We start from the raw sequence: 21565 nt of genomic DNA, 5'->3' as shown, positions 1-21565 counted from the left end.
AGGGGGTCCTTCGACAAAATGTGGCATTATTTTAATTAAGTGTGAAGCAGGTGCCTGATATGGACAATCATTCTGCGGGGTTCGGCAAAACCCTCCTAAGGATAAGGAAAAACAAACACTATTCCCAACAATACATGGCGGAAAACAAGATCCACCAATCGACCTATTCCAAAATGGAAAGGGATCTGATCGAGCCGACATTAGGCAACTATCGGCATCTTTTGAGCAGGCTGGACATGTCCGACGAAGAACTCCAGTACATCATGAACGATTACAATCATTCCGAAAAGGAACAACTGCTGACGGCTTTCATAAACCTCTCTTTCAACGATGTCGCATTGTTGGAGGAACTTCGCGAAAAAGCCCGGAACTATCTGAAGGTACATGCCGATTACATCATCGCTGACATCATCCATCTGACGGATGCCCTGATCATTCTGGCAAAAACCGGAGACATTCTGGGTGCCCGTAAAGAAGTGAGGCCTGTATGGGAAAGGCTCGAGAAGCTTGATGGCTGGTATCTGGTGGAATTAAGGATGATCAATGCCATGCTGTTTCTGTTCCCTATCGACGAAGCCATCCTGATTTCCGGGACCGCATTGGCGCAGATACAAAAATACGCCGGGCATCCCTCCGCAAGCAAAATCGCCGTCTCCTTACGCTACAACCTGTGCTTGTTGCTATTGAAGAATGGGCGTTACGCGGAGACGATCACCCGCATCGATGAACTGATCCCGGCTGCAAAGGAAGCAGGCTCCTACCGACACTTGTCCGTCTGTTACCTCAGGAAAGGCTTCGCCTTAGCGAAGACGGGCAATCCCGAAGGCCAGCTGCTGATCGACCAGGCCTTCCGCTTGATCGAATCGGCGGACGACCCGGCCTTCAAAGCCAATCTCGAAAATGAATACAATCTTTTGGAAGAGGCGGCCTCTAGTTGAGGTCGCCTTTTCGCATCAGATTGCGGGCATAATACCTCCATTTATGCGATGCCTTTTTATGCTTATAGGAATATTTCGCTGAAGGACGAACCATCTGTATTAAAATGAAAGCAACCATGGGAAAACTGTCCTGATAATTCCCAAAATGACCATTTTTCCAAGGAAGGGGGAAAGTCCATGAATCCAAAAAGATGCAACCTATGCGCTTATATACTGAGCTGTGCCTGCCTGATCGGAATGGTAAGGTATCCGGAAGTGTCAAAATCCTGGTGGGTCACAATCGGCATATGCAGCGGTCTCTTGCTTATTTCCAGCAATTGCATGGAATCCACGCAGCAATGGACCTTCCTTGGCATCGATGCCTTGAATCTGATCGTGCTGGCCTTGCTTATCCAGGTCCTTCCGCCAAGTTTGGGGATGGCACTGAATATCGTTGTCCTCTTGGCTATCTTCCTGCTTCTCTACATCAAAAGTACTTTTTATGAAAAATAATTGCTTTTGCATTCATTGTCTCCGGTCGCAAGCTTGCCTGTTCTGTGAAAGGGGGGCTCACCCATGAATTGGATCCGTCTAATCATCGGCGATATATGGTTTCTGTAGCAAATCGATTACGAAAAAAATAAGCCAAGGCTGGACTTTTCATCCCCGCCTTGGCTTATTTTACGGTATCCTTAAGCTTTTTCGCCTGCGAATTCGCCGCTTTTGGTCAAATGTTGTTTGGAAATCTCATTCAGGATCACGTGCACGCTTTCCTTCGATACATTGGCGTTTTTTACGACGGCATCCACGACATCGCGCATCAGCCCTTGTTTCTGCTCGTCGGTTCTGCCTTCCAGCAATTCGATGTGAACATATGGCATTTCAATTACCTCTTTTCGCTTTATGGTTTCGACTCAGTTATATTTTAGCAAGTATCCCTGTGGATTGCACCTCTATTTGGAGGCGATATAGGTCTTCAGGCGTTCAGCCGCCTCAGCGACCATGTCCGTGCTCAACGCATAGCTCATGCGGACATAGCCTTCTCCGCCGGGTCCGAAGATCGATCCAGGCAGCATGCCCACTTTGGCGTTCATGCCGATTTCGCGGCAGAACGCCTTATCGTCCGTACCGAATTTCGCGGGAATCTTCGCAAAGGCATAGAAGGCCCCTTTCAGTGCGGGAACCTCAAAGCCGGCTTCCTGCAAAGCGGGAACGAGGATGTTTTTTCTTTTCTCATATTCGGAACGCATCTTTTCGACATCCGGCGCGCTGTTGCGGAACGCCTCCTCGGCAGCCCGGTTGGAAACCGTCACGCCTGTCGTCACCAATTGCTGATGGGCCAAGAACAAGGTCTTCATCCATTTCGCATCCGCTGCAAGCACTCCGACGCGCCAGCCTGTCATCGCAAAGGCTTTCGAAGCCCCTTGGAACAAAATCGTGCGATCGCGCAGCATGGTCGCGATCGACGTATGCTTTTCCCCGTAGGTGATTTCGCTGTAGATTTCATCGCTCAGCACAAAAATATCGTACTGCTTGATTGCACCAGCCAAAGCCGTCAGTTCTTCTTTTGTATAGGTAGCGCCTGTCGGATTGCTCGGGTAGTTCAAAAAGATCGCTTTGACATTTTTGTTTTCAGCCATCGTCTTGTGCAGCAGCTCCGGCGTCATCAAAAAGCCGGTGTCGGAAGTATCGACGAGGATGCATTCGCCGCGGTTCAGTTCCACCGCATAGCTGTATAATGGAAAGAACGGCGACGGAATGATGACCTGATCGCCCGGGTTCAACAAGCCGAAAGCCGCGGCAAAGAGCCCTTCAGTGGCACCCACCGTCATCACGATCTCCGTTTCAGGATCGTAGTGCAGATCATATTGCTTTTCCAGGAATTCGCTGACTGCTTTCCGGACGCCGATTTCGCCGGAAGTGTGCGCATAATGGGACGCATTGTCTTCGATCGCCTTAATGGCGGCTTGCTTGACGTTTTCGGGCATATCAAAATCCGGTTCCCCGATTGTCATCGGGATGCAGTCTTCCACGCTGCGGAATAATTCATCAAATTCGCGGATCTGCGAAGGTTTGATGCGGGAAAATAGTTCATTCGTTGTCAAAGCCATGTAGTACATCCTCCATCCAAGTGTGCATCACCGCCAGAACCCCCTCGGCGCATGCTTTTTTATAGGATCATATCCTTTTTCTCACATAATTTTAATATTAATCAGAATACGACTATTCTGTCCATAAGTCAAGCGTACCATGGTATTCCCCATTTAAAGAGAGCGTTTTCTCTCTAGCAAAATGAGAATATCTGAAAATTTTCTGTTTTTTTCTAATCTTATCTGTTGACAAAGAAAGCGGGATTGGGTATATTAATCACATCAAAAACACAGCGAAGAGAAGAGTAAATCATTCCACTCCTTCATTAGAGAGCTTGGTCAGGTGAAAGCAAGCAAGGAAGTGTTGGTTGAAGATGGTCTCAGAGTGGCTTGTCCGAAGAGTAACTTCTTAAGACAGGACGGGAACGCCCGTTACAGTGTCTCAGTATGACTTGCAGCAATTTGCAGGCGCACTGGCTAAGGCGGATGCAGCGATGCTTTCGTGAACTAAGGTGGTAACACGAGATCGAACTTTGACCTCTCGTCCTTATCTTGCGCATAAAATATGCAGCAGATAAGGCGAGAGTTTTTTGATTTTATGATAAAATGTAAACGCAAGGAAGAGGAAAGTAAAAACCGCAACGTATCACAGCGAGCCTGGTTGGATGAGAACAGGTATACGGAACGGTTTTGAAGATGGCCTCGGAGCGGGAGGGATGAACTGCACAAGCGGTAAATCCTTCAAGGGAGCACCCTTTATCGTGCACGAGTGAAGCAAGCCTTCACTCATGGAGGAATCCTGCCGTGAGGGGGATTCGAACAAAGGTGGTAACACGAAGCGTCCGCATTCGTCCTTAACGTCATAATTTTTTGATGTAGGATGGATGCTTTTTTTATTAGAGGAGGAAAGATACATGATCAGTCTACAGGATATCTCAGTGACTTTTAAAACTGACAAAAACAAAGCCATCCATGCCGTAAAGCATGTTTCGCTGGAAGTCGATAAAGGCGACGTCTACGGCATCGTCGGATACAGCGGCGCCGGCAAAAGTACATTAGTAAGAACCATCAATCTTCTGCAGCGTCCGACCGAAGGAAAAGTCATCGTGAGCGGAAAAGACATGATGGCATTGAACGACAAGGACTTGCGTGAGTCGCGCAAAAAAATCGGGATGATCTTCCAGCATTTCAATCTGATGCGCTCCCGCACCATTCACGACAACGTCGCATTTCCTTTGAAGAATTCTTCCTTAAGTAAACAGGCAATCCACGACAAGGTAACAGACCTTCTTTCATTAGTAGGGTTGTCCGAAAAAGCCAATGCTTACCCTTCCCAATTATCCGGCGGGCAAAAGCAGCGTGTGGCCATCGCCCGCGCCTTGGCGAATGATCCGGAAGTGCTGCTTTGCGACGAAGCGACCAGCGCGTTGGATCCGAAGACGACTTCTTCGATTCTGGCTCTATTGAAAGAGCTGAACAAAAGATTGAACCTGACGATCGTCATCATCACCCATGAGATGCAGGTCGTGAAGGAAATCTGCAACAAGGTGGCTGTGATGGAAGACGGCGGCGTGATCGAATATGGATCAATTTTAGACATCTTCACGAAGCCGCAGAACCAATTGACGAAGGACTTCATCGATACGGCAACGCATGTCGAACACGGAATCGAAACGGTCATCACCCACCCGACAATCCTGAACTTGAACGAACATGATGTGCTGACAAAGCTTTCATTCGTCGGCGGTTCCACAGGCGAACCGCTCATCGCCAAACTGGCCAATACATTCAATGTCCAAGGCAACATCCTCTTCGGCAACGTTGAGATACTGCAGGACACGCCAGTCGGCACCCTGCTCCTCGTCCTGAGCGGGACACCGGAAGCGATCGCGAAAGCCGTCCGCTACCTGCAGGATAACGGCGTAACGGTGGAAATCATCACCGAAGAAATCATCGCCGAAAAGAAAAATAAAGGAGGCGACGAAGAATGAACACATTCATGACAACATTTCTCCCAAACGTCTCTGAGATTTGGGATGAAGTGCTCCTGAGCACATGGGAAACCTTATACATGACACTCATCGCCGGACTGATCGCCGGTGGGCTTGGCGTCATCCTGGGCGTCATCTTACTGGTCACACAAGATGGTGGCATCCTGGCGAACAAACACCTGTACAGCATTTTGGATAAGCTGGTCAACATCTTCCGTTCGCTGCCCTTCATCATCCTGATGGCCCTGATCGTACCGTTCACACGGTTCGTGGTCGGCACTTCGATCGGCACGACCGCATCGATCGTGCCACTAGTGGTAGCGACGGTTCCCTTCTACGCCCGTCAGATTCAAAACGCACTGGTAGAAGTCGATCCCGGCGTCATCGAGGCGGCCCAATCAATGGGTGCCAGCCCTTGGGAAATCATCTTCCGCGTCTACCTGAAGGAAGGGTTGCCAGGCATCATCCGCGTATCATCCGTAACGATCATCAACCTGATCGGTTTGACAGCAATGGCTGGAGCCATCGGCGGAGGCGGCTTGGGTAACCTGGCCATCACCCGCGGCTACAATCGATTCCAGAACGACGTGACCTTGGTCGCAACCATCATCATCCTGATCATCGTATTCATCAGCCAAGCCATCGGAAATGCCTTGGTAAAGAAAGTAAGTCATTAACAAATAAAAAAACAAAATCGGAGGAAACAAATCATGAAAAAGAAAAACGTATTATTCTCAGGTGTTGCAGCACTTACCTTATTTTTGGCAGCTTGCGGAAGCAGCGACTCGAACACGGACTCAGCAGCGGACACGGCCGCTTCAGAAGCTGAAACAGTGAAGATCGGCGTAGTCAGCGAAGTCGAAGTCGAAGTCTGGGAAGATGTAGCCAGCCGTTTGGAAGCCAAAGGAATCGAATTGGAAATCGTCCAATTCGGCGACTACGTGCAGCCTAACGTTGCATTGGAAAATGGCGACATCGACCTGAACGCATTCCAGCACGTGGCTTATCTTGAAGATTTCAACGCCAACAACGAGTCGGATCTGACTCCAATCGGCTTCACTTATGTTTCTCCACTTGGTCTGTACTCCGAAAAAGTGACCGACTATGCCGACATTGCCGAGGATGCCAGAATCGCCATCCCTAACGACGTTACCAACGGCGGACGCGCACTTCTATTATTACAAGCAATCGGCTTGATCAAAGTCGATGAAGCAAAAGGAACGACACCGACAGTCAATGATATCATCGAAAACCCGAAGAATATCAGCTTTGAAGAATTGGATGCAGCGCAAATCGCACGCTCCCTTCAGGATGTTGATGCAGCAGTCATCAATACAAACTACGCTACCGATTCCGGTCTGAATCCGAAAGAAGATGCACTCTTCTTGGATACCGACAACATCGCAAGTGTTGCGGACGTCTACAAAAACATCGTAGCGGCACGTTCTGAAGATGTTGACAATGAAACCTACAAACAAGTCGTTGCGGAATACCAAACATCTGAAACAGCAGCGCTCTTGGATGATGTCACAGCCGGCAACGACGTACCTGCTTGGGAACAGTAAGACCCATTCACTTGTTTACAAAAATCACGTTTGCAGACGTGATGTAAAAATATAAAAAACAAATCGGAGGAAATTCATATGAAAAAGAGTAAATTATTTGGTGGCCTAGTCCTTTCAGCTTCATTATTCCTGGCAGCATGCGGAAACGGCGGAACAACCGCTGATTCATCCGCTGTAGAGTCAAGCAGCACAGTTGCAACAGAGCCAACTACAGTCAAAATCGGTCTGGTCAGCGAATCCGCTGTCGAAATTTGGGAAGCCGTCGCAGAGCGTCTGGAAGACCAAAACATCGATCTTGAAATCGTCAAATTCACTGATTACAACCAACCAAACATCGCCTTGGATAACGGTGAACTCGACTTAAACGCATTCCAGCACGTAGCCTTCCTGGAAAACTACAACGCAAACAACGACGCAGACTTGACACCGATCGGATTCACTTTTGTTTCTCCATTGGGAATCTATTCTAACAATTATACAGATTACAACGAAATTCAAGACGGCGACACGATCGCAATCCCGAATGACGTAACCAACGGCGGACGCGCTTTGTTGCTGTTGCAAGCCATTGATTTGATCACTTTGGACAACGCAACAGGCACAACACCAACAGTAAACGACATCATCGAAAATCCTAAGAACCTGAACATCGAAGAATTGGATGCTGCACAACTGCCACGTTCGCTTGAAGATGCAGGCGCTGCAGTCATCAACACCAACTTCGCCGTCGACGCTGGACTTGTACCGACTGAAGACGCCCTTTACTTGGATACAGACAACATCCAAGAAGTCTTGGACATCTACAAAAACGTTGTAGCGGCCCGTGCAGAAGACGTTGACAATGAAGTCTACAAAAAAGTTGTAGCGGAATACCAAACGGAAGCAACAAAAGCTTTGATCGCAGAAACTACTGCTAACACTGATATCCCTGTTTGGGACTAAGCGAAAGCCTTTCTTCCCCAGCCTGAAAACATACTAAATTTACGAGTAGCATCAAGCCGGTGCGTTTCTTTTCGCGCCGCTCTTGATGCTATCTTTATATACAAAGGAGCCCTTTACTGATGAAAAATAAGCCATTTCTAGCAACCTTTACCCTTTCAGCCAGCCTTTTCCTTGCCGCTTGCGGCAACGCCGCCTCCGATTCCTCCAGCGACGCAAGCTCTGCCGAAGCGAATGAACCCGTCACAGTCACATTGGGCGTCGTCGGCGAAGTCAACGAGCCTTGGGATTACGTCATCGAAGAGCTGAAAGAAAAAGAGAACATCGAAGTCGAACTGGTCAAATTCACCGACTACACAACCCCTAACAATGCCTTGGCCGAAGGTGAAATCGATCTGAGTTCTTTCCAGACAGAGATCTTCATGGACAACTACAACAGAGATCATGGAACGGAATTGACGACCATCGGCTATACAGTAATGGCTCCCTTAGGACTTTATTCCGAAAAAATCACAACCATCAACGAACTGAAGGACGGCGACACAATCGCCATCCCGAACGACGTCTCCAACGAAGGACGGGCTTTGATCCTGCTTCAGACAGCTGGACTGATCAAGCTTGACACTGCGGCCGGTTTGGTTCCGACAACCGAAGATGTCGTCGAAAACAGATTGAACCTGCAGTTCCAGACACTTGAATCCAATCAGACTGCCCGCGCTTTGCAGGACGTGACCGCTTCTGTCATCAACAGCGGCATGGCCGTGGATGCCGGCTTCATCCCGAGTGAAGATGCCGTCTTCCTTGAACCGGTTACGGAAGACTCAAAACCTTATTACAACGTCATTGCGGCACTCTCCGAAAATGTCGACAACGAAGTCTTCCAAACAATCGTAGCCTACTATCAATCCGAAGGAACGGCCAAAGTCATCGAAGAATCATCGAAAGGCTCACAATTCCCGGTTTGGAACGAAGCAAAATAGAAAAGCTGAACGGGTTCGTTCAGCCCTGAAAGAAATTTAGGAAATCGAGCCACGCAACGTTCCCTACGGTCACCTTGCACTGGGACTCTAAGGGATGAATCCCTTAGAGTCCCATGCAACTGAGCATCGTAGAGCGCAATATGCTGAGAGACTTCCTGCGTCAGCAGGTTAGTCGAATAGTATCCTTGGCTCGCAGAGACAAGGGGTTCCTTTATCCTTTCCGAAGGGCTAACCCGTGAAGCTAGCCAACTTTATCAGAAAAGCAAACCATTTCGAGGGGCTTGGGCCATTTGCCCACAGCCCCTTTACTATACAGATCCAAGGAGGAAACCTTATGACAATAAACCAAAAACAGATCCATGAAGAAGTTACCGATATCTACGACTACATTATCGCCCTGCGCCGCCATTTCCATCGTCATCCGGAACCGAGCCTGAAGGAATTCGAAACGATTCAACGCATCAAGGAAGAAGTCGAAGAAATCGGCGTGCCCTACATCAATGTCGGAGAGACAGGCATCTTAGCCACCTTGATTGGCGGAAAAGGAGCAGGAAAAACCATCTTGCTCCGCGCCGATATCGATGCACTGCCTTTGCCTGATGAGACAGACAAACCCTACGCTTCCGTCAATCCCGGGTTCAACCATGCCTGCGGACACGATGGGCATACGGCTTCCCTGTTGGGCGCGCTGAAAATCCTGAAGGAACATCAGAGTGAATTTGCCGGAACGATCCAATTCGCCTTCCAGCCAGCCGAGGAAATCGGCGCCGGTGCGCGCCAATTCGTGCGCGGCGGCTTTATCGACAACATCGACCATGTCTTCGGCATCCATCTGCAATCCGGCACGCAAGTGGGTAAAATCGTCGCTACACCGGGCCCTTCCAACGCGTCCTGCGACATCTTCAAGATCAAAGTTTTCGGCAAGAGCGGACATGTCTCGCGTCCGGATCTGGGGCGCGACGCTTTGGTCAGCGCAGCCGCCATCGTCACGGAACTGCAGACGATTGTCGCTCGGGAAGTGAAGCCGACAGATGAAGTCGTCGTCGGCATCGGGGTATTGCGTGCGGGAACGAACTACAACATCATCGCCAACGAAGCCGAGATCGAAGGCACTGTCCGCACCTTCAGCCACGAAGTCCGTGTACAAGTGTTGGAGGCTGTGGAAAGGATCGCCCGGAATGTTTCGGATGCGCACCGAACAACCATCGAATTCTCCAACTACGATGCCGCGGCCCCGCTGATCAATGACATCCAAGCAGCCAACCATGCAATCCGGGTCGCCACGGACATCGTCGGCCTCGAAAACGTCATCACCGACAGCCCGAAAAGCATGGGCGCCGATGACTTTGCGGATTACTTGGCGGTAGCGCCCGGAGTCTACTGCTTCATCGGCACGCAGAGCAGCGAAGAGACAGCCTACGGACATCATCACGAGAAATTTGACATCGACGAAAAAGGCTTGGCCATCGCTACCGAACTGCATATTTCTTATGCGCTGTCCTACTTGAAAGTGCCATTTTAATGCACAAAAAAACGCACCAAATTTTTGGAACGATAATCCAAAAATCCGGTGCGTTTTTTAGTTTTTCGTGTACATACGTTTAGTCTGTTGCTTGCTTACCCGAAATCGATGCTGCCTTCCGAATTGTAGAATTCGCGCCAATCGACGAAGCCGGCATCCAGTCCGCGGAGCAGCACTTCGGCTGTGCCGATATTGGTGGCCAACGGAATTTCATAAACATCGCTCAAACGGATCAAAGCGGTTACATCCGGTTCATGCGGCATAGCGGCCAACGGGTCCCGCAGGAAGATGACCAGATCCATTTGATTTTCCGAAATCATAGCGCCGATCTGTTGATCCCCTCCAAGCGGACCTGACTTGAAACGGTGAACATTCAATCCGGTCGCTTCCATGATACGGGTGCCGGTCGTACCGGTCGCAAACAATACATGCTCTTCCAGGATTGCTTTGTAGGCGGTACATAATTGAATCATTAAATCCTTTTTACGGTCATGCGCAATTAATGCTACTTTCATTAGATTTCCTCCCTGCAATTTTTATAAGAACAGTATATCATTTCGCGGGTTTTATGGTCGAACCGGTCGCAATATTTTTCTTTTTAGTGCTAAAATAACCAAAATAAAGTAGGATTTCTTCATATTATCTTCACAATTGAGGACTATTATACAGATAGGCCAATCACAACAATCTTTTTACTCTTCTTCTTTACTCCTCCAAAGTAAAGAACAACTCCTTTATGCCACCGCTCTTTTGAGCGGTGGTTTTTTTGTTCTTTTTGCGTAGTTGGCTGGATTCCTTTGCGGATCCTAATAGGCTGTCTAGGGTGCCAGCTCCGGTGAACGGTTGGTTGGCCGGAGTTGGAGAGCCCACCGGCTTATACGGCCAACATTACCGAATACAAAAAAGCTCAGCGGGATATCGCGATCCCGCTGAGCTTTTTCATGTATGCAATTTAAGCCAGTTCTTCCCCGTTGGAAGCAATAACCTTCTTGTACCAATCGAAGGAATCCTTTTTGCTTCTTTCCAATGTTCCGTTGCCTTCATTGTCCCGGTCGACGTAGATGAAGCCGTAACGTTTCTTCATTTCGCCGGTCGTGAAGGAGACGCAGTCGATGCAACCCCATGGTGTGTAGCCCATCAGATCGACGCCGTCCTCTTCGACGGCCTTCTTCATTTCTTCAATATGCGTCTTGAGATAGTCGATGCGGTAAGGGTCGTGGCAGCTGCCGTCCTCTTCTTTGATGTCGATGGCGCCGAAGCCGTTTTCGACGATGAATAATGGCTTTTCATAGCGTTCGTAGAACAGATTCAATGTGTAACGCAAACCTTCCGGATCGATCGCCCAGCCCCAGTCGGACTCTTCGATGAACGGGTTCTTCACGGAATGTGCGCTGGAACCGTCCAAAGATTTCGATACATCTTTATTTACGGTCGAATCGACGCAGTTACTCATATAGTAAGAGAAGCCGATATAGTCAACAGTGCCTTCAGCCAAAGCTTTTTTGTCTGCTTCGGTGATGTCTAGGTTGAAGCCTTTGCGTTCGAACATCTTCAAGGCGTAAGCCGGATAATGTCCGCGGCATTGCACATCGCAGAAGAACCAACGGTCATGCATCATCTGGTTTGACAATACCATATCAGCAGGTCGAGAAGAATACGGATAGATCGGCACCATCGCGATCATGTTCCCGATCTGGAAATCCGGGTTGATCTCTTTGCCGATTTTGACAGCCAAAGCGCTGGCGACCAATTCATAGTGCCCACATTGGTACATCGCTTCTTCCGGATTCGGATAGTCGCCGAAATGCGCACCGGAGTTGGTCCAGCCGAAGATATCGTTCTTGTAGTTCATTTGGTTGTTGATTTCATTGAAGGTCATCCAATATTTTACTTTGTCCTTGTACCGCTTGAAGCAGACTTCCGCGAAGTTGACGAAAAAATCCACAGTCTTGCGGTTCATGAAGCCACCGTATTCTTTGGCCAAATGGTATGGCATCTCGAAGTGGGAAAGCGTGATGACCGGTTCGATTCCGTATTTCAACAATTCATCAAAAACATCATCGTAGAACTGCAGGCCTTCTTCGTTCGGTTCGGCTTCATCGCCGTTCGGGAAGATACGCGACCAGGCAATCGACGTGCGGAAGCACTTGAAACCCATTTCTGCGAACAAAGCGATGTCCTCTTTGTAGCGGCCATAGAAGTCGATTCCGACATGGTTCGGGTAATAATTGCCTTCGACCACACCGTCCGTGATGACGCGGGGAACGCCGTGCGCTCCGGCTGTCATGACGTCCGCCACGCTTAAGCCTTTGGAAGTGTTCAGGACCCCTCCTTCAAACTGATGCGCAGCCAAGGCGCCGCCCCACAAAAAATCTTTATCCAATGCCATAATGATCTCTCCTCTTATTTATATTTGATTTTATAAGCCAAGATGATTGATGCCAATACAAATGTAATGCCGTTCGCTGCAATGATGGCGACATCCCGGATATTGATTCCGTGGATCATCCATAGAAAAACCCCAGCCACAAACATGGCGTACATGCCCAGTGAAATACCGGATGTATCCTTTGTTTTGATAACCTGCCATGCTTGCGGGATGAACGATAGCGTTGTTAAAAATGCTGCTATGATGCCTATCATTATTTCTCCTCCTAATTGATATAGCTGTGCGACTCAGAAAACGGCTACAATCTTTTACAACTCGATTATAATGGATAGATAAACATAAACAATAACTTCCAGGCACTCCGTAACAACGTTTACAAATTCCCCATTTTTTTGCTCTGGATTATCAAATAACATTCTCAAATATGATAGGATGGTCTAGAGGTCCAGAAGAAACACGAGTGGAGGATTCAGATGCTTATCAGAGAACGGCTGGAGAATTTTGATTTCTCGAACAGCGAACAAAAGATAGTAACTTATATATTGGAGAAAAAAGCGGCAATCCAGGAAATGACCACCAAAGAGATTGCCGAAGCGACATATACTTCCCCTTCCACATTGGTAAGGATTGCCCATAAGATGAACTTCAGCGGTTGGAGCGATTTGAAGGAAGCCTTCTTGAAAGAAGAAGAATATTTGCAGAAACATTTCAGTGAAATAAACGCCAACCTGCCTTTTCAACGTAATGATACCATCATGTCGATTGCAAGTAAAATTGCTGCCTTGGAAAAGGAATCCATCGATGACACCTTGTCGCTGATCACCCATGACGACCTGCAGAAGGCCATCCAGATCATCCGGAAGTCTTCCTATACCAGTCTTTTTGCAGTCAGCAACAACCTGTTGATCACGCAGGAATTCCAGCACAACATGTCGCGGATCAAAAAACGGGTGGACATCTGCTTGCTGCAGGGCGAAACGATCTTCAAGGCGCACCTGGCGGATTCTTCCTCCTGCGCGATCATCGTCTCCTATTCCGGAGAAACCACGATATTGAACGAGACGATCCAATATTTAAAAGCGAACAAGATCCCCATCATTGCCATCACCAATATCGGGGACAATACGACCGCCCGGCTTGCGGATTGCGTGCTCAGAATCTGCACACGGGAGAAGCTCTATTCAAAAATCGCCACCTTCTCCACCGACAGTGCCATTGTGTACCTTCTGGACGTGCTCTATTCCTGCATCTTCGCGCTCGATTACGATGCCAACCTGCAGCTGCGGATCAGCACTTCCAAGATGATCGAAGCCGGCCGATCCTCAACAGTGGATATTATCAAGGAAGAGGATCATGTTTCTAGATGATAAAATATCAGTTTTATCCGTTAAAACAGCAAAAATAAGTTAGATTTTCTTCATGTCTTTTTCACACGTGGAGCCTATTATAAAGACAAGCCAATTAAACAATCTTTTTACTCTTTTTCACTTCTTTACTCCTCCAATGTAAAGAGCAACCGCAAAAAAACATCGCCCCCAACCCGGCGATGGTTTTTTTGTATGCTGGTCAGCCCAGTTTTTTCGTCATGATGAAGTCGGTTTGTTCATCGTCGCCCATAAAGAACGAATGCGCGCCGGTGTGGACGAAGCCCATTTTTTCATAAAAAGCGATGGCATTCGCATTGTGTTCCCAGACGCCCAGCCAGATCAGTTGCTTGCCTTGAGTGCGCGCGGTTTCAATCGCTTTGTCGATCAGATATTTCCCGAGCCCTCTGCGCTTGAAACCCGGCCGGATGTAGATCCGCTCCACTTCCAATGAATCAGCATCCATCTCTTCCGTCAGGGCTGCCTCGACATTGAACTTCATGTAGCCTGCAAGTTCCTCCCCGTCGTACAGAAAATAGAAAATCGAACCTTCAGTTGAAAGCTCCGCCTTCAGCTTTTCCGGATCGTAGGCTTTTTCCAAATAAGCCTGCAAGTCTTCCGGCGTGTTGTGGGCCGCGAACGTGTCCGTGAACGTTTCGATGCCGATTGCTTGAAGATCCGCCAAGTCCTCGATGCCGCATTTTTTCAGTGTGATTGCCATGTTGCTCTCTCCTATCCTTGCTTCAGTAGTTTCTTTTGTTGCCTTTTTTCACGTATTCCCAATCGCCTTCGATGTTTTTCCGGACCTTTTGGAGCAGTCCGCGGAGAACCGCTGCTTCCCCTTCCGACAATCCCTGCAGCGCCACCCGTTCCGAGTGTTCATTTTCCCTGCTGATGTTCGGGGAGATCGCTTTTCCTTTTTCCGTCGGGAAGATGTGCTTGATCTTTCTGTTTGCGGCGTCGGCTTTCTTTTCGATGAAGCCGTTCGCTTCCAACTTTTTGATGGCGCGCGAAGCCGTCGTGCGATCCACTTTGATCATATCCGCCAATTTTTCCTGGATGATGCCCGGATTTTCGCAGATGCGGATGAGGTACAAGTACTGCCCCCTCGTCAGGTCGAACTCCTTGAACTCGATGTTCGCGATCGAATCCAAAGCCCTGGCGATCATGCCGATTTCGCGGAGAATTTCCGCCATACCACTCACCTGCCATTTCTGTAAATTTAGATAAAGCATAACGGATTTTTATTGCATTTGCAACATAAAATATGAAATAAAAAAGAGCTGGAACAAATGTCCCAACCCTAGCCTTTCAGCATCCCGTCGTAATGGTCTACTTTTCCTTTCATTTGCGCCAAGGTCTCCTGCAGCCCGCGGATCCTCTTCTCAAGCAGGTCGCACTCGTCTTCCCACAGATCCCGCCTGGCCGGAACGGTATGGAGGCCTTCTCCACACAGACGCACATAATCGATTAACGGTTCGATCGACACCCCCGCCGACCGCACCTCCATCACGAAATCCAGCCACTTCAGATCCTCATCCGAATAGTCCCTGATTCCGCCCACAATACGCTTTACAGGCGGAATCAGCCCGATCCGTTCATAATACCGCAAGCTATCGATCGACACATGCTTCTCTTTGCTGACTTGAGCGATTTTCATCTTTATCCCCTGCGCTTTCAGCTTTCTTCCGGAGCGACTTCATTCAGGCAGTTCAGCGCCGTCAAGGTCCGCGGGTATCCGATGAACGGCAACAGGACAGTGAGCGTGTCCAACAGCTTTTGCTTGTCATTACCGACGCGGAGATTGTTGCGGATATGCCCCTTCATTTGCGCCTCCGATCCGCCCATCGAAGCCAGCATAGTAAAGATCAGCAGTTCCCGTTCCTGGATCGACAAGCCGCTGCGGGTAAAGAAATCGCCGAAACAGTTATCCGCCAAAAAAGTGGCAAAATGCTTCTGGTTCTGCGGCATCGTGTCCAGCATGTTATCCACAGTGTTTCCCGCAGCTTCACGGACGATTTCCAAGCCCTTCTCAAACCGATTTTCGACAGTTGTGGTGGATTGGCCCTCCAAAGGCAGCACAATCCCTCTTGCCTCCAACACCTCATTTGCCGCATGCAGGAAATCGAACACTTTCCCCAAGCCGGCATAAGGGACGGCCTGATAGACGATCTCCTTCAGCTCAACCGGCGTGACGCCTACATTCAAAGCACCCTTCGCCATCGCTTTGAACTCGTTCACGCACTGCATGGAGATCAAAGCAGCCAACAGCACTTTCTGCCTTTGCATCACATCCAAACTGGTGTATTGCAGCACTTCATCAAACGCGAAATTATCAAACACTTCAATAAATTCCGGATCCTTTTCAGCTAATATCGACACGTGCCCGGGAAACAGTTCATCATGGTTCTTTTTTGCAATTTCGATCATTTTCATCTTCCATTCCTCCTATTTCATATTTTTGTTACCCCCAGTTTAAATCCTGAAGCGGACTCCAAGTCAACCGTTACAGCAGCTATTGAATAATATTTTTTTATTCGGCATAAAACACTTGTCTTGGAGTTTACTCCAACAGTTACAATGGGTTTATAATAAAAACAAAAACATTTGGAGGCGCTAACATGGAGCATGTGAAATTAGGCAATACCGGTATGGAAGTCTCAAAACTGTGTCTGGGCTGCATGGGCTTCGGGGAACCGGAACGCGGTCGCGAAAAATGGTCGATAGGTGAAGCGGAAAGCCGCGAAATCATCAAAAAAGCTTTGGACTCCGGAATCAATTTCTTCGATACTGCGAACCTCTATTCAGCTGGATCCAGTGAAGAAATCGTCGGCAAGGCTTTGAAGGATTTCGCCAACCGCGATGAAATCGTCCTGGCTTCCAAGTTATATTTCCCGATGTTCGAGGGGCCGAATGCGAAAGGCTTGTCCCGCAAAAACATATTCGCCGAAATCGACCGCTCTTTGAAGAGATTGCAGACGGATTATCTGGACCTGTACATCATCCACCGCTGGGATTACGGCACGCCTATCGAAGAGACAATGGAAGCACTGCATGACTTGGTGAAAATGGGGAAAGTGCGTTATATCGGAGCCTCTTCCATGCATGCTTGGCAATTTGCGAAAGCCCAATTCATCGCCCAGAAGAACGGCTGGACGAAATTTGTTTCCATGCAGAACCTGTACAATCTGCTCTACCGGGAAGAAGAACGCGAAATGATTCCTTTGCTGCAGGATCAAAAAGTTGCGATGACGCCTTGGAGTCCGTTGGCGGGAGGAAGATTGACGAGGGATATCGGCGCCTTCACAGCCCGTTCCAGCCAAGCAGTGGAGGCAAATCTGCCTGCATACATTGTGGCTTCCGACAATGAAGTCATCTCGAGGGTCCATAAATTGGCCGACGAACGCGGCATCACACGCGGACAAGTCGCGACTGCCTGGATGTTGAGCAAAGACTACGTCACCTCCCCGCTGATCGGTGCAACGAAAGTGAAATATCTGGATGATGCCCTTGGCGCATTCGAAGTCGCATTGAGCGCGGAGGAAATCAAGTATTTGGAAGAAGCATATGTTCCGAGAAATATCACGGGGTACAGATAGGAACGATGAAGGTCTGCATATGGATGACTCGAGGTAGCTTAGGCGGGGGAGCCCCCTCACCACCGATGAGGAGTGTTTCGCCGGAGGTAAGGAAACAATCCAGACATTCAGTTCCGGTTAAGGGGGGCTCCCCGGAACTGAATATAGTAAGAACATCTGAACTCCGGCGAATACTTGCTTCGCCGGAGTTCAGATGTTCTATGGTGAGAAGTAAGCTTGCCGCACATTGCCATTCTCTTTGGGTCATTTAGCCCAATTTCTTCGGGTGAAAAATGGAATTGTGGCGATATTCTTCAGCATAATAGTTTCTCGAAGTTATCAAACTAAAAATGACAAATACTACTCTGACTGATACTAACTCGACTTTTATCAATCTCTTATGATTCTATCTTTAGTTGACCTTCAATAGCCATGATTGCCCAATCACTATCTTTAGCTTGATACATCCGATTTGAGAGGACAATTTCATCATCCAGATAGAGAACAACAATATCATCTTCTAAGACCAGTTTAATAGTTACACTTGATCGACCAGCAAAGTCAAAAGGCATTTCAGTTTGTGGAGCATAATTTTCCAGCCTATCTAAAGAACGATTATAGTATGCGACTGTATTTAGTTCTGTATCAAAAATAACATTTAGATCCGATTGGTTTTCTTTGCTGTTAAATTGAAAGGCCCATTTTTTTGTTTGTTCATCTAAGACGACTTTTCCAGAATACAGAACGGTTTCCTCGTTAGCATCAAAAGTGATGGATTGGCCTTCAGGAATTGTCTGATTTGTGAAAGCTACCGTATTCACCTGTTCTTTAACGCTTTCAGGCAACGTCGGCAATAGTTTATCATCCTTAGCTATCAATTCATGGACAGCAAGATTACCTGCCCAATTATAGTTTTGATTGTCACGGTGTTGTTCTTTTGTTGGAATCCAACCCATTACATAAAGTTTCTCTCCATCTGTTTCTAATCTTCCCGCATAAAAACCAGAACTATCCCAATGATCTAAGTTGGCTGGTTTGACGAAAGGTCCATTGACACTATCCGCGATACGGTAATGAACAACACGTTTATCCCATTGATCCGAAAAAGCCAAATACCATTTCCCTTCAAAATAAACAAGTGAGGGACACTCTAAGTTGGAATCGTTTCCAAAATCATTTACAAAAAAAGTCCCCTGATCTTCCCAGGTTATTAAATCCGTTGAAGTATATCTAGCAATAACGCCTGTTCCATTTTGACGTGCTGTAATGAGCATCCAATACTCCTGAGAATCTTCTTCGTAAAACACAAAGGGATCTCTGAAGTCATCCGCTTCATACTGTGTACTAGCGAAAAACGCGTGCTCGGGCTGCTTATTCCACTTGACTCCATCTTTACTGGTGGCATGCATAATTGCTTCCTTGGGTGACAATGATCCATTATGGCCGGTATAAAATGCATGATACAACCCATCTGAATCAATTATGACAGAGCCAGTCCCTAAGGCTAACTCCTGATCATTCTGATCATTTACAAATGGAATCACTTCACTATGATCTGTGTAATTAATAAAGTCAGTCGTCGTCATTAAACTGATCGGATGAAAACCAGTCTGATCATCTCGTAAGTCTTCTAAATAATAAATCATAAATTCCTCACCATTAAAATAAGGCATCGGATCTCCAACAAAGCTCTCATTCGAGCGTGGATAAATTTGTTGGATCGTTGTTTTATTGGAAAAAAGATATGGTTTATTTACCAAGAAAAAACCTCCAATGACGGCAATGCTTAGACCAATACTTAGCCATTTTTTCAATTTAGCCCCTCCTTTTCTTTTTTGGAAACGTTTCCGTTTTTAAATATAACATTTTAAGGTTAAATTGACAAGATTAATCCGTTTGTTTTTACTATAATATTTTTTATTTTTTTATTATATAAACTGAATACTAATACCTACATAGCCACAGAAAGCGCAAATTATATTATTCTCAACAAAACGAATGATGGTAATATGAACTACTCCCACTTAGCTAATCCTTGTGGATTCACGCTTGAAGTGGGAGCTTCCTACGAACTCCTTCCTTGCCTGCGTATGTCTTTGCACGCAGAGGGAATGGATATTGAGTAGGCTCGAAAGGCAGTACCTACCTCATTATTTTCTTTTACATTGTTCTTTTTTCCATGGTTAGTCCCTCCCTTGAGTGATTAGTCCCACAAGTTTAACTGGCCTTAACGAAACCGTCCAGTTTAGTGTAAACTATCCAATTTCTGTACATCAGTACGAGTGTTTGCGTCCGACTTCCTTCAGATTCCAACTCACCGTGGACACCCTTGTCATTCACTAACAGTTCCTGTTGCAAAGTCTATATTGGGCTTTCACCACAAAGTTATCACCCAACGCCGGGCACACCAAAAAACAAGCCCAGAAAGATGGAAACCATCTCTCTGGGCTTGTTTGTGTGATACCGGCGGCCGGGGTCGAACCGGCACGCCCTTGCGGGCACTGGATTTTGAGTCCAGCGCGTCTGCCAATTCCGCCACGCCGGCATGATATGAAGAATGCAATTTTCCATCTTACTCATGGAAAGGCGGTAACCGGATTTGAACCGGTGATAGAGGTTTTGCAGACCTGTGCCTTACCACTTGGCTATACCGCCGAGGTGTTACTATTCGAAAAAAACTGGGCTAGCTGGATTCGAACCAACGAATGACAGAGTCAAAGTCTGTTGCCTTACCGCTTGGCGATAGCCCAATAAGAGGGCGACTGATGGGAATTGAACCCACGAATGCCGGATCCACAAACCGGTGCGTTAACCACTTCGCCACAATCGCCATAATATAATGTTGATACAGGGGTAGTAGGACTTGAACCCACACCGACGGTTTTGGAGACCGTTGTTCTACCTTTAAACTATACCCCTATTCAGAGTAAGCTTTTAAAAAATGGAGGGAGGCAGATTCGAACTGCCGAACCCGAAAGAGCGGATTTACAGTCCGCCGCGTTTAGCCACTTCGCTATCCCTCCATCATATAAAAAATGGTCCGAGACGGATTCGAACCGCCGACACCTTGAGCTTCAATCAAGTGCTCTACCAACTGAGCTATCAGACCAAAATAAAAATTTAAAAAACGGCTCCGACGGGATTTGAACCCGCGATCTCCTGCGTGACAGGCAGGCATGTTGACCCCTACACCACGGAACCAATGGAGGTTGACGGGATCGAACCGCCGACATTCTGCTTGTAAGGCAGACGCTCTCCCAGCTGAGCTAAACCTCCAGGTGTAGAAACACTGTGAGCTGACGCTCAAGTGTATCATGTCTGCAAAACAGCTGAAGCTGTAACAGCCATGCTAATGATCCGTACGGGAATCGAACCCGTGTTACCGCCGTGAAAGGGCGGTGTCTTAACCGCTTGACCAACGGACCATAAGGTTGAAAATATTATTAAGATGGAAATTGATTGGATGGAGCTGAGCTCCATTCCTATCCTGTCCGTTTAGCAGTTAGAGCTGCAACAGCTAGGATGATGATCCGTACGGGAATCGAACCCGTGTTACCGCCGTGAAAGGGCGGTGTCTTAACCGCTTGACCAACGGACCGTAAGGTTGAAAATACTATTAAGATGGAGATTGATTGGTTGGAACTGACGTCCATTGGTATCCGTCCGTTAAGCAGTTAGAGCTGCAACAGCTAGGATGATGATCCGTACGGGAATCGAACCCGTGTTACCGCCGTGAAAGGGCGGTGTCTTAACCGCTTGACCAACGGACCATAAGGTTGAAAATAAATAATGCAATGGAGGTTGACGGGATCGAACCGCCGACATTCTGCTTGTAAGGCAGACGCTCTCCCAGCTGAGCTAAACCTCCATAATGCTGGAAACAATGATCCGTACGGGAATCGAACCCGTGTTACCGCCGTGAAAGGGCGGTGTCTTAACCGCTTGACCAACGGACCATACTTTTATTTTTTTGATAAAGCTACGGAGAAGGAGGGATTTGAACCCTCGCGCCGCGTTAACGACCTACACCCTTAGCAGGGGCGCCTCTTCAGCCACTTGAGTACTTCCCCTTAAAAGAGAACTCCACTATCTGTATGCTTTAACAATGGGCCTAAATGGACTCGAACCATCGACCTCACGCTTATCAGGCGTGCGCTCTAACCAGCTGAGCTATAGGCCCTTCTTAAAAAAAGCGGGTGAGGAGAATCGAACTCCCGACATCAGCTTGGA

At 47.7% G+C, this 21565-nt stretch carries 20 protein-coding genes, 16 tRNA genes and 2 other annotated features; of the genes, 10 read left to right on the top strand and 26 right to left on the bottom strand.

Annotated features, from left to right (window positions below; all coding sequences use genetic code 11):
- The first annotated feature begins 59 nt into the window (after positions 1-59).
- The gene (locus PH235_RS03565) at positions 60-938 is read left to right on the top strand and encodes a helix-turn-helix domain-containing protein (protein WP_272161055.1); all 879 of its coding nucleotides are present in this window, start codon (positions 60-62) and stop codon (positions 936-938) included.
- Positions 939-1115: 177 nt separating this feature from the next.
- Complete coding sequence (locus tag PH235_RS03560) at positions 1116-1430, top strand: hypothetical protein (RefSeq protein WP_272161054.1); 315 nt, start codon at positions 1116-1118, stop codon at positions 1428-1430.
- 179 nt (positions 1431-1609) lie between these two features.
- Here PH235_RS03560 and PH235_RS03555 read toward each other — a convergent pair whose 3' ends face one another.
- Both PH235_RS03555 and PH235_RS03550 read right to left on the bottom strand, forming a co-directional pair.
- Positions 1610-1798, bottom strand: coding sequence for a 2-hydroxymuconate tautomerase (locus PH235_RS03555; RefSeq protein WP_272161053.1), 189 nt, complete (start codon positions 1796-1798; stop codon positions 1610-1612).
- Between the two features lie 72 nt (positions 1799-1870).
- The gene (locus tag PH235_RS03550; protein WP_272161052.1) at positions 1871-3028 is read right to left on the bottom strand and encodes an aminotransferase class I/II-fold pyridoxal phosphate-dependent enzyme; all 1158 of its coding nucleotides are present in this window, start codon (positions 3026-3028) and stop codon (positions 1871-1873) included.
- Positions 3029-3291: 263 nt separating this feature from the next.
- Positions 3292-3559: a binding site (T-box leader), on the top strand.
- Between the two features lie 56 nt (positions 3560-3615).
- Positions 3616-3866, top strand: a binding site (T-box leader).
- 55 nt (positions 3867-3921) lie between these two features.
- On the opposite strand from PH235_RS03550, the gene PH235_RS03545 reads away from it, so the two are divergent.
- The 6 genes from PH235_RS03545 (at position 3922) to PH235_RS03520 (ending at position 10004) form a co-directional block, all read left to right on the top strand.
- Entirely contained in the window at positions 3922-4998 is a 1077-nt protein-coding gene (locus tag PH235_RS03545) for a methionine ABC transporter ATP-binding protein (RefSeq protein ID WP_272161051.1), read from the top strand.
- Positions 4995-5675 carry a methionine ABC transporter permease gene (locus PH235_RS03540; protein WP_272161050.1) on the top strand — a complete coding sequence of 227 codons (681 nt, stop codon included), beginning with the start codon at positions 4995-4997 and terminating at the stop codon, positions 5673-5675. Before PH235_RS03545 ends, PH235_RS03540 begins: the two co-directional genes overlap by 4 nt.
- Positions 5676-5708: 33 nt before the next feature.
- On the top strand, positions 5709-6563 hold the full coding sequence (locus tag PH235_RS03535) for a MetQ/NlpA family ABC transporter substrate-binding protein (RefSeq protein ID WP_272161049.1): 855 nt from the start codon (positions 5709-5711) through the stop codon (positions 6561-6563).
- Positions 6564-6641: 78 nt separating this feature from the next.
- Positions 6642-7505, top strand: coding sequence for a MetQ/NlpA family ABC transporter substrate-binding protein (locus PH235_RS03530; RefSeq protein WP_272161048.1), 864 nt, complete (start codon positions 6642-6644; stop codon positions 7503-7505).
- A gap of 119 nt (positions 7506-7624) precedes the next feature.
- Positions 7625-8482 (top strand): MetQ/NlpA family ABC transporter substrate-binding protein, encoded by an 858-nt coding sequence (locus PH235_RS03525; protein ID WP_272161047.1) that lies wholly within the window; start codon positions 7625-7627, stop codon positions 8480-8482.
- Between the two features lie 334 nt (positions 8483-8816).
- On the top strand, positions 8817-10004 hold the full coding sequence (locus tag PH235_RS03520) for an amidohydrolase (protein WP_272161046.1): 1188 nt from the start codon (positions 8817-8819) through the stop codon (positions 10002-10004).
- Between the two features lie 95 nt (positions 10005-10099).
- Here the strand turns inward: PH235_RS03520 and mgsA are convergent, their stop codons facing one another.
- The 3 genes from mgsA to PH235_RS03505 form a co-directional block, all read right to left on the bottom strand.
- On the bottom strand, positions 10100-10519 hold the full coding sequence (gene mgsA / locus PH235_RS03515) for a methylglyoxal synthase (protein ID WP_272161045.1): 420 nt from the start codon (positions 10517-10519) through the stop codon (positions 10100-10102).
- Positions 10520-10956: 437 nt separating this feature from the next.
- The gene (locus tag PH235_RS03510; protein ID WP_272161044.1) at positions 10957-12393 is read right to left on the bottom strand and encodes a 6-phospho-beta-glucosidase; all 1437 of its coding nucleotides are present in this window, start codon (positions 12391-12393) and stop codon (positions 10957-10959) included.
- Between the two features lie 14 nt (positions 12394-12407).
- Positions 12408-12647 carry a SemiSWEET transporter gene (locus tag PH235_RS03505; protein ID WP_272161043.1) on the bottom strand — a complete coding sequence of 80 codons (240 nt, stop codon included), beginning with the start codon at positions 12645-12647 and terminating at the stop codon, positions 12408-12410.
- A 219-nt stretch (positions 12648-12866) separates the two neighbouring features.
- Here PH235_RS03505 and PH235_RS03500 point away from each other — a divergent pair, with 219 nt between their 5' ends.
- Positions 12867-13760 (top strand): MurR/RpiR family transcriptional regulator, encoded by an 894-nt coding sequence (locus PH235_RS03500; RefSeq protein ID WP_272161042.1) that lies wholly within the window; start codon positions 12867-12869, stop codon positions 13758-13760.
- Between the two features lie 199 nt (positions 13761-13959).
- Here the strand turns inward: PH235_RS03500 and PH235_RS03495 are convergent, their stop codons facing one another.
- The 4 genes from PH235_RS03495 to PH235_RS03480 all read right to left on the bottom strand — a co-directional run bounded on the left by PH235_RS03495 (position 13960) and on the right by PH235_RS03480 (position 16193).
- Positions 13960-14478, bottom strand: a complete 519-nt coding sequence (locus PH235_RS03495; RefSeq protein WP_272161041.1) for a GNAT family N-acetyltransferase — start codon at positions 14476-14478, stop codon at positions 13960-13962.
- A gap of 22 nt (positions 14479-14500) precedes the next feature.
- Complete coding sequence (locus tag PH235_RS03490) at positions 14501-14953, bottom strand: MarR family winged helix-turn-helix transcriptional regulator (protein WP_272161040.1); 453 nt, start codon at positions 14951-14953, stop codon at positions 14501-14503.
- A 107-nt stretch (positions 14954-15060) separates the two neighbouring features.
- Positions 15061-15417 carry a MerR family transcriptional regulator gene (locus tag PH235_RS03485; protein WP_272161039.1) on the bottom strand — a complete coding sequence of 119 codons (357 nt, stop codon included), beginning with the start codon at positions 15415-15417 and terminating at the stop codon, positions 15061-15063.
- A 17-nt stretch (positions 15418-15434) separates the two neighbouring features.
- Positions 15435-16193, bottom strand: coding sequence for a carboxymuconolactone decarboxylase family protein (locus tag PH235_RS03480; RefSeq protein ID WP_272161038.1), 759 nt, complete (start codon positions 16191-16193; stop codon positions 15435-15437).
- Between the two features lie 185 nt (positions 16194-16378).
- Here PH235_RS03480 and PH235_RS03475 point away from each other — a divergent pair, with 185 nt between their 5' ends.
- Positions 16379-17356, top strand: coding sequence for an aldo/keto reductase (locus PH235_RS03475; protein ID WP_272161037.1), 978 nt, complete (start codon positions 16379-16381; stop codon positions 17354-17356).
- Positions 17357-17733: 377 nt separating this feature from the next.
- Here the strand turns inward: PH235_RS03475 and PH235_RS03470 are convergent, their stop codons facing one another.
- The 17 genes from PH235_RS03470 to PH235_RS03390 form a co-directional block, all read right to left on the bottom strand.
- On the bottom strand, positions 17734-19149 hold the full coding sequence (locus PH235_RS03470; protein WP_272161036.1) for a family 43 glycosylhydrolase: 1416 nt from the start codon (positions 19147-19149) through the stop codon (positions 17734-17736).
- Positions 19150-19796: 647 nt separating this feature from the next.
- Positions 19797-19880, bottom strand: a tRNA-Leu gene (locus PH235_RS03465).
- 39 nt (positions 19881-19919) lie between these two features.
- Positions 19920-19990 (bottom strand) — tRNA-Cys (locus PH235_RS03460).
- A 23-nt stretch (positions 19991-20013) separates the two neighbouring features.
- Positions 20014-20085, bottom strand: a tRNA-Gln gene (locus tag PH235_RS03455).
- A gap of 7 nt (positions 20086-20092) precedes the next feature.
- Positions 20093-20165, bottom strand: a tRNA-His gene (locus tag PH235_RS03450).
- 18 nt (positions 20166-20183) lie between these two features.
- Positions 20184-20254, bottom strand: a tRNA-Trp gene (locus PH235_RS03445).
- A 23-nt stretch (positions 20255-20277) separates the two neighbouring features.
- Positions 20278-20358, bottom strand: a tRNA-Tyr gene (locus tag PH235_RS03440).
- A 13-nt stretch (positions 20359-20371) separates the two neighbouring features.
- A tRNA-Phe gene (locus PH235_RS03435) sits at positions 20372-20444 on the bottom strand.
- Positions 20445-20463: 19 nt separating this feature from the next.
- Positions 20464-20536, bottom strand: a tRNA-Asp gene (locus tag PH235_RS03430).
- A gap of 2 nt (positions 20537-20538) precedes the next feature.
- A tRNA-Val gene (locus PH235_RS03425) sits at positions 20539-20611 on the bottom strand.
- Between the two features lie 77 nt (positions 20612-20688).
- A tRNA-Glu gene (locus tag PH235_RS03420) sits at positions 20689-20760 on the bottom strand.
- 101 nt (positions 20761-20861) lie between these two features.
- Positions 20862-20933 (bottom strand) — tRNA-Glu (locus PH235_RS03415).
- 100 nt (positions 20934-21033) lie between these two features.
- Positions 21034-21105, bottom strand: a tRNA-Glu gene (locus PH235_RS03410).
- A 25-nt stretch (positions 21106-21130) separates the two neighbouring features.
- A tRNA-Val gene (locus PH235_RS03405) sits at positions 21131-21203 on the bottom strand.
- A 16-nt stretch (positions 21204-21219) separates the two neighbouring features.
- A tRNA-Glu gene (locus PH235_RS03400) sits at positions 21220-21291 on the bottom strand.
- A 26-nt stretch (positions 21292-21317) separates the two neighbouring features.
- Positions 21318-21405 (bottom strand) — tRNA-Ser (locus PH235_RS03395).
- Positions 21406-21441: 36 nt separating this feature from the next.
- Positions 21442-21515, bottom strand: a tRNA-Ile gene (locus PH235_RS03390).
- Positions 21516-21565 lie beyond the last annotated feature (50 nt).

Origin of the sequence: Trichococcus sp. K1Tr (assembly GCF_028309625.1) — a bacterium.
Lineage (GTDB): Bacteria > Bacillota > Bacilli > Lactobacillales > Aerococcaceae > Trichococcus.
This window is presented reverse-complemented; position numbering and strand designations above follow the sequence as displayed.

Bases quoted from the DNA above. Each gene is read 5' to 3' on its own strand.
- PH235_RS03565 (WP_272161055.1), top strand. From the start codon at position 60: ATGGACAATCATTCTGCGGGGTTCGGCAAAACCCTCCTAAGGATAAGG.
- PH235_RS03560 (WP_272161054.1), top strand. From the start codon at position 1,116: ATGAATCCAAAAAGATGCAACCTATGCGCTTATATACTGAGCTGTGCC.
- PH235_RS03555 (WP_272161053.1), bottom strand. From the start codon at position 1,798: ATGCCATATGTTCACATCGAATTGCTGGAAGGCAGAACCGACGAGCAG.
- PH235_RS03550 (WP_272161052.1), bottom strand. From the start codon at position 3,028: ATGGCTTTGACAACGAATGAACTATTTTCCCGCATCAAACCTTCGCAG.
- PH235_RS03545 (WP_272161051.1), top strand. From the start codon at position 3,922: ATGATCAGTCTACAGGATATCTCAGTGACTTTTAAAACTGACAAAAAC.
- PH235_RS03540 (WP_272161050.1), top strand. From the start codon at position 4,995: ATGAACACATTCATGACAACATTTCTCCCAAACGTCTCTGAGATTTGG.
- PH235_RS03535 (WP_272161049.1), top strand. From the start codon at position 5,709: ATGAAAAAGAAAAACGTATTATTCTCAGGTGTTGCAGCACTTACCTTA.
- PH235_RS03530 (WP_272161048.1), top strand. From the start codon at position 6,642: ATGAAAAAGAGTAAATTATTTGGTGGCCTAGTCCTTTCAGCTTCATTA.
- PH235_RS03525 (WP_272161047.1), top strand. From the start codon at position 7,625: ATGAAAAATAAGCCATTTCTAGCAACCTTTACCCTTTCAGCCAGCCTT.
- PH235_RS03520 (WP_272161046.1), top strand. From the start codon at position 8,817: ATGACAATAAACCAAAAACAGATCCATGAAGAAGTTACCGATATCTAC.
- mgsA (WP_272161045.1), bottom strand. From the start codon at position 10,519: ATGAAAGTAGCATTAATTGCGCATGACCGTAAAAAGGATTTAATGATT.
- PH235_RS03510 (WP_272161044.1), bottom strand. From the start codon at position 12,393: ATGGCATTGGATAAAGATTTTTTGTGGGGCGGCGCCTTGGCTGCGCAT.
- PH235_RS03505 (WP_272161043.1), bottom strand. From the start codon at position 12,647: ATGATAGGCATCATAGCAGCATTTTTAACAACGCTATCGTTCATCCCG.
- PH235_RS03500 (WP_272161042.1), top strand. From the start codon at position 12,867: ATGCTTATCAGAGAACGGCTGGAGAATTTTGATTTCTCGAACAGCGAA.
- PH235_RS03495 (WP_272161041.1), bottom strand. From the start codon at position 14,478: ATGGCAATCACACTGAAAAAATGCGGCATCGAGGACTTGGCGGATCTT.
- PH235_RS03490 (WP_272161040.1), bottom strand. From the start codon at position 14,953: ATGGCGGAAATTCTCCGCGAAATCGGCATGATCGCCAGGGCTTTGGAT.
- PH235_RS03485 (WP_272161039.1), bottom strand. From the start codon at position 15,417: ATGAAAATCGCTCAAGTCAGCAAAGAGAAGCATGTGTCGATCGATAGC.
- PH235_RS03480 (WP_272161038.1), bottom strand. From the start codon at position 16,193: ATGAAAATGATCGAAATTGCAAAAAAGAACCATGATGAACTGTTTCCC.
- PH235_RS03475 (WP_272161037.1), top strand. From the start codon at position 16,379: ATGGAGCATGTGAAATTAGGCAATACCGGTATGGAAGTCTCAAAACTG.